Annotated in this window: 14 protein-coding genes; 8 read left to right on the top strand and 6 right to left on the bottom strand. The window is 63.8% G+C overall.

Going from position 1 to position 15,120, the window contains the following annotated elements:
• Positions 1-759, top strand: coding sequence for a type III pantothenate kinase (locus BLT98_RS25425; RefSeq protein WP_092612744.1), 759 nt, complete (start codon positions 1-3; stop codon positions 757-759).
• Positions 753-1,439 carry an SPOR domain-containing protein gene (locus BLT98_RS25420; RefSeq protein WP_092612741.1) on the top strand — a complete coding sequence of 229 codons (687 nt, stop codon included), beginning with the start codon at positions 753-755 and terminating at the stop codon, positions 1,437-1,439. The genes BLT98_RS25425 and BLT98_RS25420 overlap by 7 nt, the downstream gene beginning before the upstream one ends.
• 15 nt (positions 1,440-1,454) lie before the next feature.
• Here BLT98_RS25420 and BLT98_RS25415 read toward each other — a convergent pair whose 3' ends face one another.
• The 6 genes from BLT98_RS25415 to BLT98_RS25390 all read right to left on the bottom strand — a co-directional run bounded on the left by BLT98_RS25415 (position 1,455) and on the right by BLT98_RS25390 (position 8,340).
• The gene (locus BLT98_RS25415) at positions 1,455-2,498 is read right to left on the bottom strand and encodes a septal ring lytic transglycosylase RlpA family protein (RefSeq protein WP_052140358.1); all 1,044 of its coding nucleotides are present in this window, start codon (positions 2,496-2,498) and stop codon (positions 1,455-1,457) included.
• Positions 2,498-3,613, bottom strand: a complete 1,116-nt coding sequence (gene rodA, locus BLT98_RS25410) for a rod shape-determining protein RodA (protein ID WP_034784703.1) — start codon at positions 3,611-3,613, stop codon at positions 2,498-2,500. The genes BLT98_RS25415 and rodA overlap by 1 nt, the downstream gene beginning before the upstream one ends.
• 8 nt (positions 3,614-3,621) lie before the next feature.
• Positions 3,622-5,592 (bottom strand): penicillin-binding protein 2, encoded by a 1,971-nt coding sequence (gene mrdA, locus BLT98_RS25405; RefSeq protein ID WP_034784702.1) that lies wholly within the window; start codon positions 5,590-5,592, stop codon positions 3,622-3,624.
• Between the two features lie 12 nt (positions 5,593-5,604).
• Positions 5,605-6,117 (bottom strand): rod shape-determining protein MreD, encoded by a 513-nt coding sequence (mreD, locus tag BLT98_RS25400; protein ID WP_034749354.1) that lies wholly within the window; start codon positions 6,115-6,117, stop codon positions 5,605-5,607.
• The gene (gene mreC, locus BLT98_RS25395; protein ID WP_092612738.1) at positions 6,114-7,187 is read right to left on the bottom strand and encodes a rod shape-determining protein MreC; all 1,074 of its coding nucleotides are present in this window, start codon (positions 7,185-7,187) and stop codon (positions 6,114-6,116) included. Before mreC ends, mreD begins: the two co-directional genes overlap by 4 nt.
• Positions 7,188-7,296: 109 nt before the next feature.
• On the bottom strand, positions 7,297-8,340 hold the full coding sequence (locus tag BLT98_RS25390) for a rod shape-determining protein (RefSeq protein WP_010393186.1): 1,044 nt from the start codon (positions 8,338-8,340) through the stop codon (positions 7,297-7,299).
• Between the two features lie 350 nt (positions 8,341-8,690).
• Here BLT98_RS25390 and gatC point away from each other — a divergent pair, with 350 nt between their 5' ends.
• From gatC to BLT98_RS25360, 6 genes are all read left to right on the top strand, one after another.
• Positions 8,691-8,993, top strand: a complete 303-nt coding sequence (gene gatC, locus BLT98_RS25385) for an Asp-tRNA(Asn)/Glu-tRNA(Gln) amidotransferase subunit GatC (protein ID WP_034784699.1) — start codon at positions 8,691-8,693, stop codon at positions 8,991-8,993.
• A gap of 178 nt (positions 8,994-9,171) precedes the next feature.
• Positions 9,172-10,656, top strand: coding sequence for an Asp-tRNA(Asn)/Glu-tRNA(Gln) amidotransferase subunit GatA (gatA, locus tag BLT98_RS25380; protein WP_092612735.1), 1,485 nt, complete (start codon positions 9,172-9,174; stop codon positions 10,654-10,656).
• Positions 10,657-10,693: 37 nt separating this feature from the next.
• Positions 10,694-12,169 (top strand): Asp-tRNA(Asn)/Glu-tRNA(Gln) amidotransferase subunit GatB, encoded by a 1,476-nt coding sequence (gene gatB / locus BLT98_RS25375; protein ID WP_280141273.1) that lies wholly within the window; start codon positions 10,694-10,696, stop codon positions 12,167-12,169.
• A 190-nt stretch (positions 12,170-12,359) separates the two neighbouring features.
• Positions 12,360-12,743 carry a BlaI/MecI/CopY family transcriptional regulator gene (locus BLT98_RS25370; protein WP_070254345.1) on the top strand — a complete coding sequence of 128 codons (384 nt, stop codon included), beginning with the start codon at positions 12,360-12,362 and terminating at the stop codon, positions 12,741-12,743.
• Complete coding sequence (locus BLT98_RS25365; RefSeq protein WP_092612730.1) at positions 12,740-13,987, top strand: M56 family metallopeptidase; 1,248 nt, start codon at positions 12,740-12,742, stop codon at positions 13,985-13,987. The genes BLT98_RS25370 and BLT98_RS25365 overlap by 4 nt, the downstream gene beginning before the upstream one ends.
• 95 nt (positions 13,988-14,082) lie before the next feature.
• The gene (locus BLT98_RS25360) at positions 14,083-15,120 is read left to right on the top strand and encodes an oxidoreductase (protein ID WP_092612727.1); all 1,038 of its coding nucleotides are present in this window, start codon (positions 14,083-14,085) and stop codon (positions 15,118-15,120) included.

Raw genomic sequence — 15,120 nt, 5'->3', positions numbered from 1 at the left:
ATGCTACTGCTGATCGACGCCGGCAATACGCGCATCAAATGGGCGCTCGTGGCCGCCGGCAGTCCCCTCGGCGGCTGGCTGGCCAGCGGCGCCGTCGCGCATGCGCAGATCGACACCCTGGCCGCGCAGTGGGAGACACTCGGCATCAGCGAAGCGCTGCTGTCGAACGTGGCAGGCGCCGCCATCGGCACGCGCCTGCGCGCCATGCTGCCGGTCGTCGCCCGCGACTTTGTATCGCTGCCGCAGCTGGCGGGCCTCACGAATGGCTACCGCGCACCGTCGCAGCTGGGTTGCGACCGCTTTGCCGCCGCCATCGGCGCGCAGGCGCTGGCGCCTGGCCAAGCCGTCATCGTCGCCAATTGCGGCACCGCCACCACCATCGACGCCGTCACGGCCGATGGCGTTTTCCTCGGCGGAATGATCTTGCCGGGACTGGGATTGATGGCCAGCTCGCTGGCGCGCAACACGGCGCAGCTGCCGCAAATCGCCAGCGACGCCCTGCTACCGGCCGGCTTTGCCGACAACACGGACGACGCCATCCTCTCCGGCTGCCTGGCGGCACAGGCGGGCGCCATCGAACGGGCCGTGCGCATGCATGGCGCCAGCGCCTGTTTGCTGTCGGGCGGCGCCGCACCGCGCATCGCACCGGCCCTGGCGCTGGCCGTGCCGCTGCATCTGGTGGACAATATCGTCATGCTCGGCCTGCAGGCGGCCGCGCGCGCCGGGACCGCAGGAACACAAGGAAACCACGTATGCTGAAATTCGTCTTCTGGCTGCTGGCCGGCGTCAACCTGCTGGTGCTGGCCATCGGCCAGGGTTATCTGGGCAGTTTTCGCACCGAGACGCGCGAACCGGCGCGCCTGAAAAACCAGCTGCAGGCGGGCAAGCTCACCTTGCTGACGCAGGAGCAGGCCACGGCGCCTGCCGCCGAAGAGGGCGCGACGCCGACGGCGGTGGCACCGGCACCGCCGACATCGTATGCCTGCACGGAAGTGGGCAATTTCCTGCTGGCCGATGGGCGCCGCTTTGAAGCGCAAGTGGCGGCATTGGACCTGGGCGACCGCCAGTCGCGCCGCAACGTGGCCGGCCAGGAGATTTCCAGCTACATGGTGTATATCCCGCCGCAGGGCAGCAAGGAAGGCGCCGACCGCAAGGCCGGTGAATTGAAGCAGCTGGGCGTGACGAATTACTTCATCATGAATGAAAGCAGCCCGCTGCGCTGGGGCATTTCACTGGGCGTGTTCAAGTCGGAAACCAGCGCGCAAAGCCAGCTGGCATCGCTCAACAAACAGGGCGTGCACAGCGCCCGCGTCGCGCCGCGCTACAGCGCCGGCAAGCAGCTGGCCTACCAGTTCCGCGACCTCGACGCCGCCACGCGCGCGCGTCTCGAGAAGATCAAAACGCAATTCCCTGACCAGGAACTGCGCAGCTGCAAATAAACCCCTGGCCCGCGCCTATCGTTGGATGACGATGGGCTTGATGCCTGTCGATTCAGGCAGGCTGGCCGCCGCCCGCGCCGCATCGGCACGACTCGAGAATGGGCCACCGTACAGGCGGAACAGATTCCCGGCCTGCACCACGCCCAGGGTACCCAAAGCTGCCGCGTAGGGTTCCAGGCGCGAGCGGCCCGTTTCCGCATTGTCGGCGCGCGAGTAGGCGCCCAGCTGCAGATAGAAACCGCTGGCCAGCGCCGCCGGTGCCGGTGCGGCGACCGTCGCGTCGACGGGCAGCATTTGCGACGACACTTCCGGCTGCACCACGGCGCCCGTTTCCACCGGCGTATCGATGGAGATGGCCACCACGGACGGCACCGGCTTCGGTGCCGCACGGGCGGCCAGGATGGCGTCGATATCGGCAGGCAGCAGCCGTTCGACCACCACCTGGTGACTGCCCTTGCCGAGGAAGCCCAGTTTCAGCGCCGCCGTGTACGACACGTCGATGACGCGCGTGGCATGGAAGGGGCCGCGGTCGTTGATGCGCACGATCACCTGCTCGCCGCTGTCGATGCTCGTCACGCGCGCATACGACGGAATCGGCAAGGTCGGATGGGCCGCCGTCATCTTGTACATATCGTAGATTTCACCAGACGAGGTGCGCTGGCCATGGAATTTCTTGCCATACCAGGTGCCCGTGCCCTTTTGCTTGAAGGGCTCATTGTCGGTGATCGGCGTGTAGGTCTTGCCGAAGACGACATACGGGCGGTTCGAGCGCGTCGAATACGGCTCGTTGCGCACTTCCGCATCGGGCACGTCGCGCAGGTTGGCCGGCGGATTGTCGCCCGGGCCGTCATCCTTGTAATAGCCGCCGCGCCCGGAGCCGGCCGCCGGCAATGCCGGCAAGGTGGGATCCTGGCGCACGGGCACCTTGACCTTGCCGCCGGACGGCAGCGGCACGTTATTCGATGCGGGCTTTTGCGGCGTCGTGCCGCAAGCGGCCAGGGTCAGCAAGACCGTCAGGCCCAACCCGCGCATGGCGAAAGTATCGAAAGGCGCGCGCATCAGGTCTGCACCAGCTTGCGGTGGCGCTGAATGCTCATCAGGATACCGGTGGCCACGCCCAGGGTCAGCAGCGCGGTGCCGCCATAGCTAAGGAATGGCAAGGGAACGCCGACCACCGGCACGATGCCGCTGACCATGCCCATGTTTACAAAGGCGTAAGTAAAGAAAATCATAGTGATCGCTCCTGCCAGCAGGCGAGTGAAAAAACTGGGGGCATTGGCGGCGATCATCAGCCCCCGTCCCACCAGCAGCAAATACATCAGCATCAGGATCAAGTTACCGACCAGGCCGAATTCCTCGGAATATACGGCAAAAATAAAATCGGTCGTGCGCTCGGGAACAAATTCCAGGTGGGCTTGCGTGCCGTGCGTCCAGCCCTTGCCCGTCATGCCGCCGGAACCGATGGCGATGATGGACTGGATGATATGGAAGCCCTTGCCCAGCGGGTCCTTGGTCGGGTCGATCAGCATCATCACGCGGTCGCGCTGATAATCATGCAGGTGCGACCAGGCGATCGGCAGGCATGAAACAAAGGTGATCAGCAAGCCGGCCAGCACCTTCCACGACAAACCGGCCAGGAAGATGACGGTAAAGCCGGCCGCCACCACCAGCAGCGCCGTGCCCAGGTCGGGCTGGCGCGCAATCAGGTAGACGGGCACCAGCAACAGTATCGCCGCCATCAGGAACGATTTCCAGCGCAGGGCGCCCGCATTATGCTGGAAGAACCAGGCCAGCATCAGCGGCGTGGCGATCTTCAGGAATTCGGACGGCTGGATGTCGATCACGCCGATATGCAGCCAGCGCCGCGCACCGAGCTTGATGGTGCCGAACAGCGCCACGGCCACCAGCAAGATCACCGATATCGTGTACGCCGGCACGGCGATGCGCATCATCATCTGCGGCGTGACGTTGGCCGCCACCCACATGACGAAAAAGCACAGCAAAATATTGCGCAGGTGGTCTTCGATCTTGCCCGGGATGCCGATGCTGGCCGAATACAGGGTCAGCAAGCTGGTACTGAGCAGCATCAGGATGATGATCATCAGCGGCGGATCGAACACCGCCAGATAGGGTTTGGCGCGCCGCCACAGCGAGCGCCTCTCGTTAATGGGCATGTGCTTCCTTATTGCCTGGCAGGTACCGCCGGGGCGGCCTGCTCGTCAGTGATTTCTTCCAGGGTGCGCACTTCGTCGACATCTTCCTTGGGCACCTTGGTGGTGTCCTTTTCCTTGTCGCTCGGGCGCTTGCCCAGCAGGTAGTAGTCGAGCGCCTTGCGCGCGATCGGCGCGGCCACGCCGGCGCCGAAGCCCGCATTTTCCACCACGATGGCGATCGCGATGCGCGGCTTGTCGGCCGGCGCAAAGGCTGTAAACAGGGCGTTGTCGCGCAGGCGTTCGGCCAGCAGCTTGGCATTGTACTTCTCGTTTTTCTTGATGCCCACCACCTGCGCCGTACCCGTCTTGCCGCCCACCGTGTACTGCACGCCGGTGAAGATGCGCGCGGCCGTGCCACCCTGCTCGCTGGTCACGCCCACCATGGCGCGCTTGATGACGTCGATGTTTTCCTGCTTGAGCGCGATGCGGTAGCTTTCCTTGGGCACCGTCAGGGTGCGCGCGCGCGTAGCCGCGTCCTCGATGATCTTCACCAGATGCGGCTTCATCACCACGCCGTTATTGGCCAGGTTGGCCGTCGCGTGGGCGATCTGCAGCGGCGTATACGAGTTGTAGCCGGAGCCGTTACTCACCGAAATCGTATCGCCGCCCACCCATTTTTTCTGCTGCGGCGTCTTGAAGCGGTTGCGCTTCCATTCCGTCGACGGCAGCACGCCCGTCTTTTCGTTATTCAGGTCGATGCCCGTCAGCTGGCCGAAACCGAACGGTTTCATGAAGTCGTGGATGGCGTCGATGCCCATGTCGCGGCCCAGCTGGTAGTAATAGGTGTTGCACGAAACGACGATGGACTTGTGCATGTCCACCGTGCCATGGCCGCCCACCTTGTCGTCGCGGAAGGTGTGGCCGCCGAGGATGAAGAAACCGGGATCGGAAATCGACTGGCTCGGCGTGCGCTTGCCCAATTCGAGTGCGGCCAGCGCCATGAAGGGCTTGAAGGTCGAGCCGGGCGCGTAGGTGCCGGACAGGGGACGGTTGACCATCGGCCGGTCCAACGAGGTATTGAGTTCGTTCCAGCTTTGCTGGTCGATGCCGTCGACGAACAGGTTAGGATCGTAGCCTGGCTTGGACACGTAAGCGAGGATGTCACCCGTGGCCGGGTCGATGGCCACGGCCGCGCCGCGCCACTCGCCGAACGCTTCCTCGACCACCTTCTGCAGCTCGATGTCGATTGACAGGATCAGATTGTTGCCAGGAGTGGCGGCCGTGCGCGACAGGGTGCGCATGGCGCGCCCGCCGGCCGACACTTCCACCTCTTCGTAGCCGGTGGTGCCATGCAGCTGCTTTTCGTAGCTTTTTTCCAGTCCTTCCTTGCCGATATGGTCGGTGCCGTTGTAATTGGCCGCGTCCTCGCCCTCTTCCAGCGCCTTCGCTTCATTGCGGTTGATGCGGCCGATGAAGCCCACCACGTGCGACGCCACCTCGCCCATCGGATACTGGCGGAACAGGCGCGCCTGCACCTCGACGCCAGGGAAGCGGAAACGCTGCGCCGTGAAGCGCGCCACTTCCTCGTCCGTCAATCGCGTGCGCAGCGGCACGCTGACGAAGTTCTTGGATTCTTCCAGCAGTTTCTTGAAGCGGCGGCGGTCCTTGATGTCGATCTGCACCAGGGTCGACAGCTCGTCGATCACGGAATCGAGGCTGGCGCTCAATTTCGATGGCGTGATTTCCAGCGTATAGGCCGAGTAATTGCGCGCCAGGACCACGCCGTTGCGGTCGAGGATCAGGCCGCGCGTGGGCACGATGGGCACCACGGCGATACGGTTGTCCTCGGCCTTGGTCGCGTAGTCCTCGTGCTTGATCACCTGCAGCCAGATGAAGCGCGCCAGCAGCAGCGAAAAGCAGACGAAGACGAGCGCGCCCAGGATGGTCAGGCGCATGCGGAAAAAATGCAGTTCGCGCTCGGTGTTCTTAAGTTCAGTCATTGCAGGCGCCCGTCAAATCGGCCGGTTATGGTCGCGGTCCACGGCGCGGCGCTGCGGCGCCAGCAAGATCCACGTGACGATGGGCCACAGGGCGACGGCGACGAAGCTCTCGATGAAATTGAGCCAGCCGGGGAAGCGGCCCGAGACGATCAGGCGCGTCAGCAATTGCAGCGCCTGCGTCAGCAGCAGCAGCGGCAGCACGTGCAGCGCCTGCGTCATGATGGGGAACCACAGCACGCGGCGGTGCATCATGATGGCGAAGTACGACAGCAAGGTATAGGCCAGCGCATTCTCGCCCAGCAGGGTCGAGTCGTGCACGTCCATCATCAGGCCCATGAAAAACGCCACGCCGATACCGACCTTGCGCGGCTGGTGGATGCCCCAGAAGACCAGCACCAGGGCGACGAAATCGGGCACGCCGACGAACTGCCCCCATGGAAGCAGATTCAGCAGGAAAGCGCACAGCAGGGAAAACCCGATGAACAGGGGGCTGACCGGCAGCAGGATGTAATGCGGGCGGTTCATCGTGTCGCTTCCTTCGGTGGCACGGCGGCAGGGGTTGGCGTTGCTGCTGGTGTTGCGGCAGGCGCCGCCGGTTTCGGCGCCGGGCTGGCCGGCGGTTTCGCGGCCGGCGCGGTCACCGCATTGGCGGCCGCTGGTGTCGCAGCGGCAGGCTCCTTGGCGGGATCCTTGATCGGTGCCATCTTGCCGGCGATCTTGCGCCCCGTCTTGACTTCTTCAGCGGGCGGACGCGGCGGAATTTCCGGAGACGTCATCAAGATGAGCAGCTGGGTGTTGCGTTCAATGCCGGCCAGCGGCTGGCACACGACGCGGCCGAACGGGCCATGCGCATTGCGCTCGACCAGGGTCACGCGCGCCACGGCCAGGCCGGCCGGATACAGGCCGTCGAGGCCCGAGGTAATGACGATGTCGCCGATCTGGATGTCGGCGCTGGGGGCCGTGAAGCGCAGCTCCATGGTGCCGGACTTGCCGCGCCCGATGGCCACGCTGCGCACGCCATTGCGCAGCAGCTGCACGGGAATGGCCTGCTCTTCATCGGTCAGGAGCGTCACTTCGGAGGTGAACGGGAACACGCGCGTGACTTGTCCCACCACGCCCAGGTTGTCGATCACGGGGCGGCCCAGTTCCACGCCATGCTGGATGCCCCGGTCGAGCACGATCTTGCGCGTGGCCGAATCGCGCGTGTCGTACAGCACTTCGGCCATCATGGTCTTGACGGGCACGCGCTCGCGCGCTTCCATCAACTTGCGCAGGTGGTTGTTTTCCACGATGTTGAGCTGCGCCTGCTGCAGGATCTGCGCCGAGGCGATCTGTTCGTGTTTCAGGTCGCGCACCTGTTTTTCCAGGGCGGACAGCGAAGAGAAGTAGTTGCCGACACCAACCGCCACATCGCGCGGCACCAGGGCTGCCATCTGCACCGGATACAGCACGGTGCCGACGGCCTGGCGCACGGCCGTCAGCGCGTGCATGCGCGAATCGACCAGCAACAGGGCGATTGAAATGCCGGCGAACACCATCATCTTGACGCGGGCGGAGGCGCCTTGTTTGAAAAGTGGCGGAGGACTGTATTCCATGACTTCCAATAATCAGGCCAGGCGCAGTGCGCCAACGTGCAGGCCCCGGTCAAACGCCGGCGCCAAAACCAAAAAAAGGCCGGAGTTGGTTTCCGGCCCTTCTGTCAGATTATTCGTAGGAAAAGATCGAGCCGAGCTTGTCCATACGTTCCAGGGCCATCCCGGAACCGCGCACCACGCAGGTGAGCGGATCCTCGGCCACCAGCACCGGCAGGCCGGTTTCCTCCATCAGCAGGCGGTCCAGGTCGCGCAGCAGTGCGCCGCCGCCCGTCAGCATCATGCCTTTTTCGGCGATGTCGGCGCCCAGTTCCGGCGGCGTCTGTTCCAGCGCGTTTTTCACGGCCGAGACGATGTTGTTCAGCGGGTCGGTCAGCGCTTCGAGGATTTCGTTGCTGGAGATGGTGAACGAACGCGGGATGCCTTCGGACAGGTTGCGGCCCTTGACTTCCATTTCCTTCACTTCCGAGCCAGGGAAGGCCGAACCGATGGCCTTCTTGATGGCTTCAGCCGTCTGTTCGCCGATCAGCATGCCGTAGTTGCGGCGGATGTAGTTGACGATGGCTTCATCGAATTTGTCGCCGCCGACGCGCACGGAACCCTTGTAGACCATGCCGCCCAGCGAAATGATGCCCACTTCGGTGGTGCCGCCGCCGATGTCGACCACCATCGAACCGGTCGCTTCGGACACTGGCAAGCCCGCGCCGATGGCCGCAGCCATCGGTTCTTCGATCAGGTACACCTGCGAGGCGCCGGCGCCCAGGGCCGATTCGCGGATCGCGCGGCGCTCAACCTGGGTCGAACCGCACGGCACGCAAATGATGATGCGCGGCGATGGACGGAAGAATTTCGAGTCGTGCACCATGCGGATGAATTGCTTGAGCATCTGCTCGGTCACGGTGAAGTCGGCGATCACGCCATCTTTCATCGGACGAATCGCTTCGATATTGCCCGGCACTTTGCCCAGCATCTGCTTGGCTTCCTTGCCGACTGCCTGAATGGTCTTCTTGCCATTCGGACCGCCTTCCTGGCGGATGGCGACAACGGATGGCTCGTCCAGGACGATACCGAGGCCGCGTACATAAATAAGGGTGTTGGCCGTGCCCAAGTCAATGGCCAGATCGGTGGAGATATACCTGCGTAAAAAACCAAACATGAGTGTCCTGTAGCGCATCGAGCTGCGCAAAAGCTGTTTATGGGGAGTTTCAAAGCGGGCGCTTTCAGGCACCCTGAAAATCCAAAAGGCGATTTTTCCGGGTTTCGCTTGGCGCTTGCGCAATCTTTTCTATGCTGCGGCAGCAGTCCATCAGCGCCGGCAACGCATTAACCCGCCATTCTACCTTATAATTTGAATGCGATTTGCTCAAAAACCATGGAAAAGTGCGACTCTTGCAGCCGCGAGTTACGCGGCATTCCTCGATTTTTGTGAGCAAAATAGCAGTAAATACCCGCGTTTTATCAAAACGCCAACTTAATACTAATGCGCGGCACTCCGCGCCATTCGCCATGTCCCTGACACTCTCCGACGTAAAACGCATCGCCCACCTGGCCCAACTTGAAATGGCCGACGACCAGGCCGTCACGTCTTTGGCCCAATTGAACAAGATTTTTGCACTGGCAGAACAAATGCAAGCCGTCAATACCGATGGCGTGGCGCCCCTGAGCCACCCGCTGGCCGCCCATATGGACAATATCGCCCTGCGTCTGCGCGAGGACATCGCCACGGAACAAAACCGCCGCGATGCCTACCAGGCCGTGGCGCCGAAGGTACAGGATGGCCTGTATCTCGTGCCCAAGGTCATCGAGTAACTGGCACCTGACATAAGCTACTGCGCGTCGCGATTTGCGGCCTGCGATGCTCACTGTGCTAAAGCACAGCTCCGCTTCTCGGCCACAACTCACTTCCGCTCGCTACGCTTCTGTCAGGCGCTAGAACGGCGCAGTGCACGAATCCCAACCTTGCCGAATAGATAAAAATAGAAACGCCATGCATACAAAATCCATCAAACAGCTGTCCACGCTCTTGCAGAACAAGGAAATTTCCGCCGTTGCGCTGGCGACGCATTTCCTCGACCGCATCGAAGCAGACAACTCGAACGCCTTTTTGCACGTCGACCGTGCCCTGACCCTGGCGCAGGCTGCCGAAGCGGACGCACGCATCGCCGCAGGCACGGCCACGCCATTGACGGGCGTGCCGATCGCGCACAAGGACTTGTTCGTCACCAAAGGCTGGCGCACGACGGCCGGCTCGAAAATGCTGGCCGACTATGCCAGCCCGTTTGACGCCACCGTGGTGGAGAAATTCCGCGCGGCCGGCATGGTCACCCTGGGCAAGGTCAATTGCGATGAATTTGCCATGGGCTCCGGCAACGAGAACTCGGCCTTCGGCGCCGTGCGGAATCCGTGGGACAAGAATGCCGTACCAGGCGGCTCGTCGGGCGGCTCGGCCGCCGCCGTCGCGGCTGGCCTGACGCCGGCAGCCACCGGCACCGACACGGGCGGCTCGATCCGCCAGCCTGCCGCCTTTTGCGGCATCACCGGCATCAAGCCGACGTATGGCCGCGTCTCGCGCTTCGGCATGATCGCCTTTGCCTCGTCGCTGGACCAGGGCGGCCCGATGGCCCGCTCGGCCGAAGACTGCGCCCTGCTGCTGACCGCCATGGCCGGCTTCGACGAACGCGACTCGACCAGCCTGTCGCCGGAACAGGGCGGCGTGGCGGAAGATTTTTCGCGCGACCTTGACCTGCCCCTCACGGGCTTGCGCATCGGCGTGCCGCGCGAGTACTTTGGCGAGGGCTTGGCCAAGGACGTGGAAGCGGCCGTGCGCGGCGCGCTGGCACAGTATGAAAAGCTGGGCGCCACCCTGGTCGATATCTCGCTGCCGAACACGGCCCTGTCGATTCCCGCCTACTACATGATCGCGCCGGCCGAAGCGTCGTCGAACCTGTCGCGCTACGACGGCGTGCGCTATGGCCACCGCGCCACCGAGTACAAGGACTTGCAGGACATGTACAAGAAGTCGCGCGCGCAGGGCTTCGGCCCGGAAGTACAGCGCCGCATCATGGTCGGCACCTATGTGCTGTGCCACGGCTACTACGACGCCTACTACCTGAAGGCGCAAAAGATCCGTCGCCTGATCGCGCAGGATTTCGACGCCGTGCTGAATGGCCCGAACGCCGTCTGCGACGTCATCATGGGACCGGTCGCGCCGACCGTCGCCTGGGACCTGGGCGACAAGACGGATGACCCGGTGGCGAACTACCTGGCCGACATCTACACCCTGTCGACCAGCCTGGCAGGCCTGCCCGGCATGTCGATTCCATGCGGCTTTGGCGACGGCGAGAAAAACGGCAAGCGCCCCGTCGGACTGCAAATCATCGGCAATTACTTCGGCGAAGCCAGGCTGCTGAACGTGGCCCACCAGTTCCAGCAAGTGACGGACTGGCATACGCGCAGCCCCGCAGGCATTTAAGAAAAAATTCGCGCCGCCCAGGCGGCGCCACCAAAAAATAAGCGAGAACACTATGCAATGGGAAGTCGTCATCGGTCTTGAGAACCACGTGCAGCTCACGACCGAATCCAAAATTTTCAGCGGTTCGCCGATCAAGTACGGCGCCGAAGCCAACACGCAAGCGAGCCCAGTCGACCTGGCGCTGCCAGGCGTGCTGCCGGTGATGAACAAGCAGGCCGTCGACCGCGCGATCCGTTTCGGCCTGGCCGTCGGCGCCACCGTCGCGCCGCACTCGGTCTTCGCGCGCAAGAACTATTTTTATCCGGATTCGCCGAAGGGCTACCAGATCAGCCAATTCGAGGACCCCGTCGTCATCGGCGGCGCCCTGACCTTCGGCTATGAAAAGGATGGCGAATTCGTCACCAAGACGGTCAACCTGACGCGCGCCCACCTGGAAGAAGACGCCGGCAAATCGCTGCACGAAGACTACGCCGGCATGAGCGGCATCGACTTGAACCGCGCCGGCACGCCGCTGCTGGAAATCGTCTCGGAACCGGAAATCCGCAGCGCCGCCGAAGCCGTGGCCTACGCCAAGGCCCTGCACTCGCTGGTCATGTGGTTGGGCGTGTGCGACGGCAACATGCAGGAAGGCTCGTTCCGCTGCGACGTCAACGTTTCAGTGCGCCCCGTCGGCCAGAAGGAATTCGGCACCCGCTGCGAAATCAAGAACCTGAACTCCTTCCGCTTCATCGAGGAAGCCGTGCACGTGGAAGTGCGCCGCCAGATCGAACTGATCGAAGATGGCGGCAAGGTCGTGCAGGCGACGCGCCTGTATGATCCGGAGCGCAAGGAAACGCGCGAAATGCGCAGCAAGGAAGACGCCCAGGATTACCGCTATTTCCCGGATCCTGACCTGCCGCCACTGGTCATCTCGCAAGCGTGGATCGACACCGTCAAGGCCTCGATGCCGGAACTGCCGGCCGCCATGCGCGCCCGCTTCATCAGCGAATACGCGCTGCCGGACTACGATGCGCTGGTGCTGACGCAATCAAAAGCCATGGCCACCTATTTCGTCGCCGTGGTCGACAAGGCCGGCAAGGAAAACGCCAAGGCCGCCGCCAACTGGCTGATGGGCGACGTCTCGTCGACCCTGAACCGCGAAGGCGTGGACCTGGATGACGCGCCCGTCTCCGCCGCGCAGCTGGCCGCCATGCTCAAGCGCATCGCCGACGGCACGATCTCGAACAAGGCGGCGAAGGAAGTCTTCGCCGGCATGTGGGAAGCGAAGTCCAGCGACGAGCATCTGGTCGACGCCATCATCGACGCCAAGGGTCTGAAGCAGATCTCGGATTCGGGCGCGCTGGAAGCCATCGTCGATGAAGTACTGGCGGCCAATGCCAAGTCGGTGGAGCAATACCGCGCCGGCAAGGAAGCGGCCATCAACGCGCTGATCGGCCAGGCCATGAAAGCATCCAAGGGCAAGGCCAACCCGGCCCAGCTGACGGAACTGCTGAAGGCCAAGCTGGCGGGCTAACTATCCCCCATCCCCAAAAAAGACGCCGCGGCGTCTTTTTTTTCGCCTGTACGCATCGTTTATAAACAGCCTTGTCTAGACTTTTCCTCCGTACTGAAGGGCATTTGCAGACCGCCTCAAATTAAAGTATACATTTTTGTCTACAAGGTTTAATCTAGCCATATTGAATTTCAGGCAAGAGGAAAACAGCATGGCCAAGACGCACGACATCCCGAAACCGACGGCAGCCGAACTCGATCTGCTGCAGGCACTGTGGCCGCTGGGCGCCGCCACGGCCAAGCAGGTGCACGAGGCGATGGCGCTGGCCAAGCCTGCCATCACGTATGGCACCGTGTTGCGCCTGATGCAGATCATGCACGGCAAGGGCTTGCTGATCCGCGATGCAAGCCAGCGTTCGCACGTGTATGCGCCGGCCCAGGCGCAGGACAGCCTGCAGACGAACCTGCTCAAGGAATTGATGCAGAAAGCCTTTGCCGGTTCGGCCAAGGCGCTGGTGCTGGCGGCGCTGCGCACGGGCGTGTCGCGCGCCGAACGCGAGGAAATCGAAAAAATGCTCAAGGACGATCAGTCATGAACGGCTTCGTGCCGGCGCTAGGCTGGACCCTGCTGCACTTCCTGTGGCAAGGCTTGCTGATCGGCTGCGCCACGGCGCTGGCGTGGGCGGCCCTGCGCAATGCGCGTGCGGAGGCGCGCTACGCCGTCGGTTGCGGCGCCCTGCTGGCCTGCCTGGCATGGCCGGCGGCGGGCTTGTGTCTGCGCCTGGCCGGCGGCGATGCCACGGGCGCCCCGTACTCCAGCGCCTTGCTGCCGACCGCCCTGCTGGCGCCCGACAGCCTGCCCGACCTGGACTTGCTGCTGCGCGCCATCGTCGGCGTGTGGGCGCTGTGCGCCGCCGTGCTGGCCGTGCGCATGGCGATGGGCATGCTGTGGATAGAGCGCAGCGCCAGGAACACCGGCGCCACGCATGGACAACTGCAGACAAGGCTGTCGCGCATGGCCCAGGATGCCGGCGTGACGCGGCCCGTGCGGCTGCGCGTGCTAAACGGCATCGCCAGCCCGCTCACGGCCGGCATCTGGCGCCCCATGGTGCTGGTGCCCGCTTCGCTGGTCACCGGCATGCCGCCGCACCTGCTCGACGCGCTGCTGGCGCACGAACTGGCGCACATCCGGCGCCACGACTATCTGATCAACCTGCTGCAAAACGCCATCGAGGCGCTGCTGTTCTTCCACCCGGCCGTCTGGTGGATTTCACGCGGCGTGCGCCTCGAACGCGAACACATTGCAGATGATTTCGCAGCAAGACAACTGGGCGAACCGCGGCGTCTGGCTCTTGCACTCTCGGAACTGGAACGCCTCCAGTTCTCAACCCACCACCTGGCCCAGGCGGCCAACGGAGGAGATCTTATGTCACGTATCAAACGATTGCTGCGCCCCGCACCACAAACCCTGAACTGGAAAGCAGCCATACCGCTGCTGGCCCTGGCCGGCGCCTGCCTCGGCATCTACGGCCAGGCCATGGCCGCCGACAGCGCGCCCGTGCTGGAGCGCCGCCCCGTCATCGACTTTGGCGTCTGCGGCAAGCCGGTCTGGCCAGCCGCATCGCTGCAGGCGAAGGAAGAGGGCACGGTCAACATGTCCTTCGACGTGAATGCCACCGGCAAGGTAACGGGATCGAGCGTGGTCAAAAGCAGCGGCCATCCGGCCCTCGACGAGGCGGCGCGCAGCGGCATCGCCAAGTGCACGTTCAAGCCGGCCCTCGCTGGCGGCAAGCCGGTCAGCGCCAGCGTCAAGGTGCAATACGTCTGGAGCCTGAACTAAAAGCAGCGGCGGCGGCGTTGCAACATCGCAGCAGCGCTGCCGCCGCCCGCTTGCGGGTATGATCATGGATTCTTCCACGCACCTGTGAACACGCCATGAACAAGATCAAAACCGGCCTGGTGGGCTACGGCTTTGCCGGCTCCACCTTCCACGCTCCCGTCCTGTCCACCATCGAGGCCCTGGAACTGACGGCCGTCGCTTCCAGCAAGCCGGAACTCGTGCACAAGGATTGGCCGCACGCGACCGTGTATGCGGAGCCCGCGCAACTGTTTGCCGATCCGTCCATCGAACTGGTCGTCATCGCCGCACCCAACGAGGCGCATTTCAGCCTGGCGCAGGCGGCCCTGCAAGCGGGCAAGCACGTGGTGGTCGACAAGCCATTCACCATTTCCAGCACCGAAGCACAGAGCCTGATCGCGCTGGCAAAAGAGCGCAAGCTGGTGCTCAGCGTGTATCACAACCGCCGCTGGGATGGCGACTTCCTGACCCTGAAAGCGCTGCTGGCCCAGGGTACCCTGGGCCGTATCGCCAGCGTCGAATCGCATTTCGACCGCTTCCGCCCCGAGATCCGCCAGCGCTGGCGCGAGTCCGGCGCGCCGGGCGGCGGTTTGCTGTACGACCTGGGCCCGCACATGCTGGACCAGGCCATGCAGCTGTTCGGCCAGCCGGAAAAGCTGTACGCCGATATCGTCCTGCAGCGCGATGGCGCGCAAGCCGTCGACTACATGCACATCGTCCTGTACTACGACCGGCTGCGCGTGGTGCTGCAGGCGGGCTGCCTGGTAAAGGCGCCGACGGCGCGCTTCGCCGTGCATGGCGACAAGGGCAGTTTCGTGAAGTTTGGCCTCGATCCGCAGGAAGATGCCCTGAAGGCGGGCGGCAGGCCGGGACAGCCCGGCTGGGGCGTGGACCCCGTGCGCGGCGCGCTGCATCTGGGCACGCAGCCGGACGGACATGTCGAACACCTCGAGATGCAGGCGGGCCGCTACCAGGACTTTTACCAGGGCATGGCCGACGCCATCCGCCACGGCGCACCGGCGCCCGTGGCAGCCGAGGATGCGGCGGCGACGATACGCCTGATCGAACTGGCGCTGCAAAGCGCGGCCGAAGGGCGCGTGCTCGCGGTCAGTTGA

This window comes from Janthinobacterium sp. YR213 (assembly GCF_900099875.1).
In the GTDB taxonomy this organism is placed as follows: Bacteria; Pseudomonadota; Gammaproteobacteria; order Burkholderiales; family Burkholderiaceae_D; genus Janthinobacterium; species Janthinobacterium lividum.
The sequence above is the reverse complement of the archived record's forward strand: the minus strand, read 5'-3'. Positions and strand labels throughout refer to the sequence as shown.

Excerpts from the sequence above, each read along its gene's own strand:
- BLT98_RS25415 (WP_052140358.1), bottom strand. The coding sequence starts at position 2,498 with ATGCGCGCGCCTTTCGATACTTTCGCCATGCGCGGGTTGGGCCTGACG.
- gatA (WP_092612735.1), top strand. The coding sequence starts at position 9,172 with ATGCATACAAAATCCATCAAACAGCTGTCCACGCTCTTGCAGAACAAG.
- mreC (WP_092612738.1), bottom strand. The coding sequence starts at position 7,187 with ATGGAATACAGTCCTCCGCCACTTTTCAAACAAGGCGCCTCCGCCCGC.
- gatC (WP_034784699.1), top strand. The coding sequence starts at position 8,691 with ATGTCCCTGACACTCTCCGACGTAAAACGCATCGCCCACCTGGCCCAA.
- BLT98_RS25390 (WP_010393186.1), bottom strand. The coding sequence starts at position 8,340 with ATGTTTGGTTTTTTACGCAGGTATATCTCCACCGATCTGGCCATTGAC.
- BLT98_RS25370 (WP_070254345.1), top strand. The coding sequence starts at position 12,360 with ATGGCCAAGACGCACGACATCCCGAAACCGACGGCAGCCGAACTCGAT.
- BLT98_RS25365 (WP_092612730.1), top strand. The coding sequence starts at position 12,740 with ATGAACGGCTTCGTGCCGGCGCTAGGCTGGACCCTGCTGCACTTCCTG.
- BLT98_RS25420 (WP_092612741.1), top strand. The coding sequence starts at position 753 with ATGCTGAAATTCGTCTTCTGGCTGCTGGCCGGCGTCAACCTGCTGGTG.
- BLT98_RS25425 (WP_092612744.1), top strand. The coding sequence starts at position 1 with ATGCTACTGCTGATCGACGCCGGCAATACGCGCATCAAATGGGCGCTC.
- mrdA (WP_034784702.1), bottom strand. The coding sequence starts at position 5,592 with ATGACTGAACTTAAGAACACCGAGCGCGAACTGCATTTTTTCCGCATG.
- rodA (WP_034784703.1), bottom strand. The coding sequence starts at position 3,613 with ATGCCCATTAACGAGAGGCGCTCGCTGTGGCGGCGCGCCAAACCCTAT.
- BLT98_RS25360 (WP_092612727.1), top strand. The coding sequence starts at position 14,083 with ATGAACAAGATCAAAACCGGCCTGGTGGGCTACGGCTTTGCCGGCTCC.
- mreD (WP_034749354.1), bottom strand. The coding sequence starts at position 6,117 with ATGAACCGCCCGCATTACATCCTGCTGCCGGTCAGCCCCCTGTTCATC.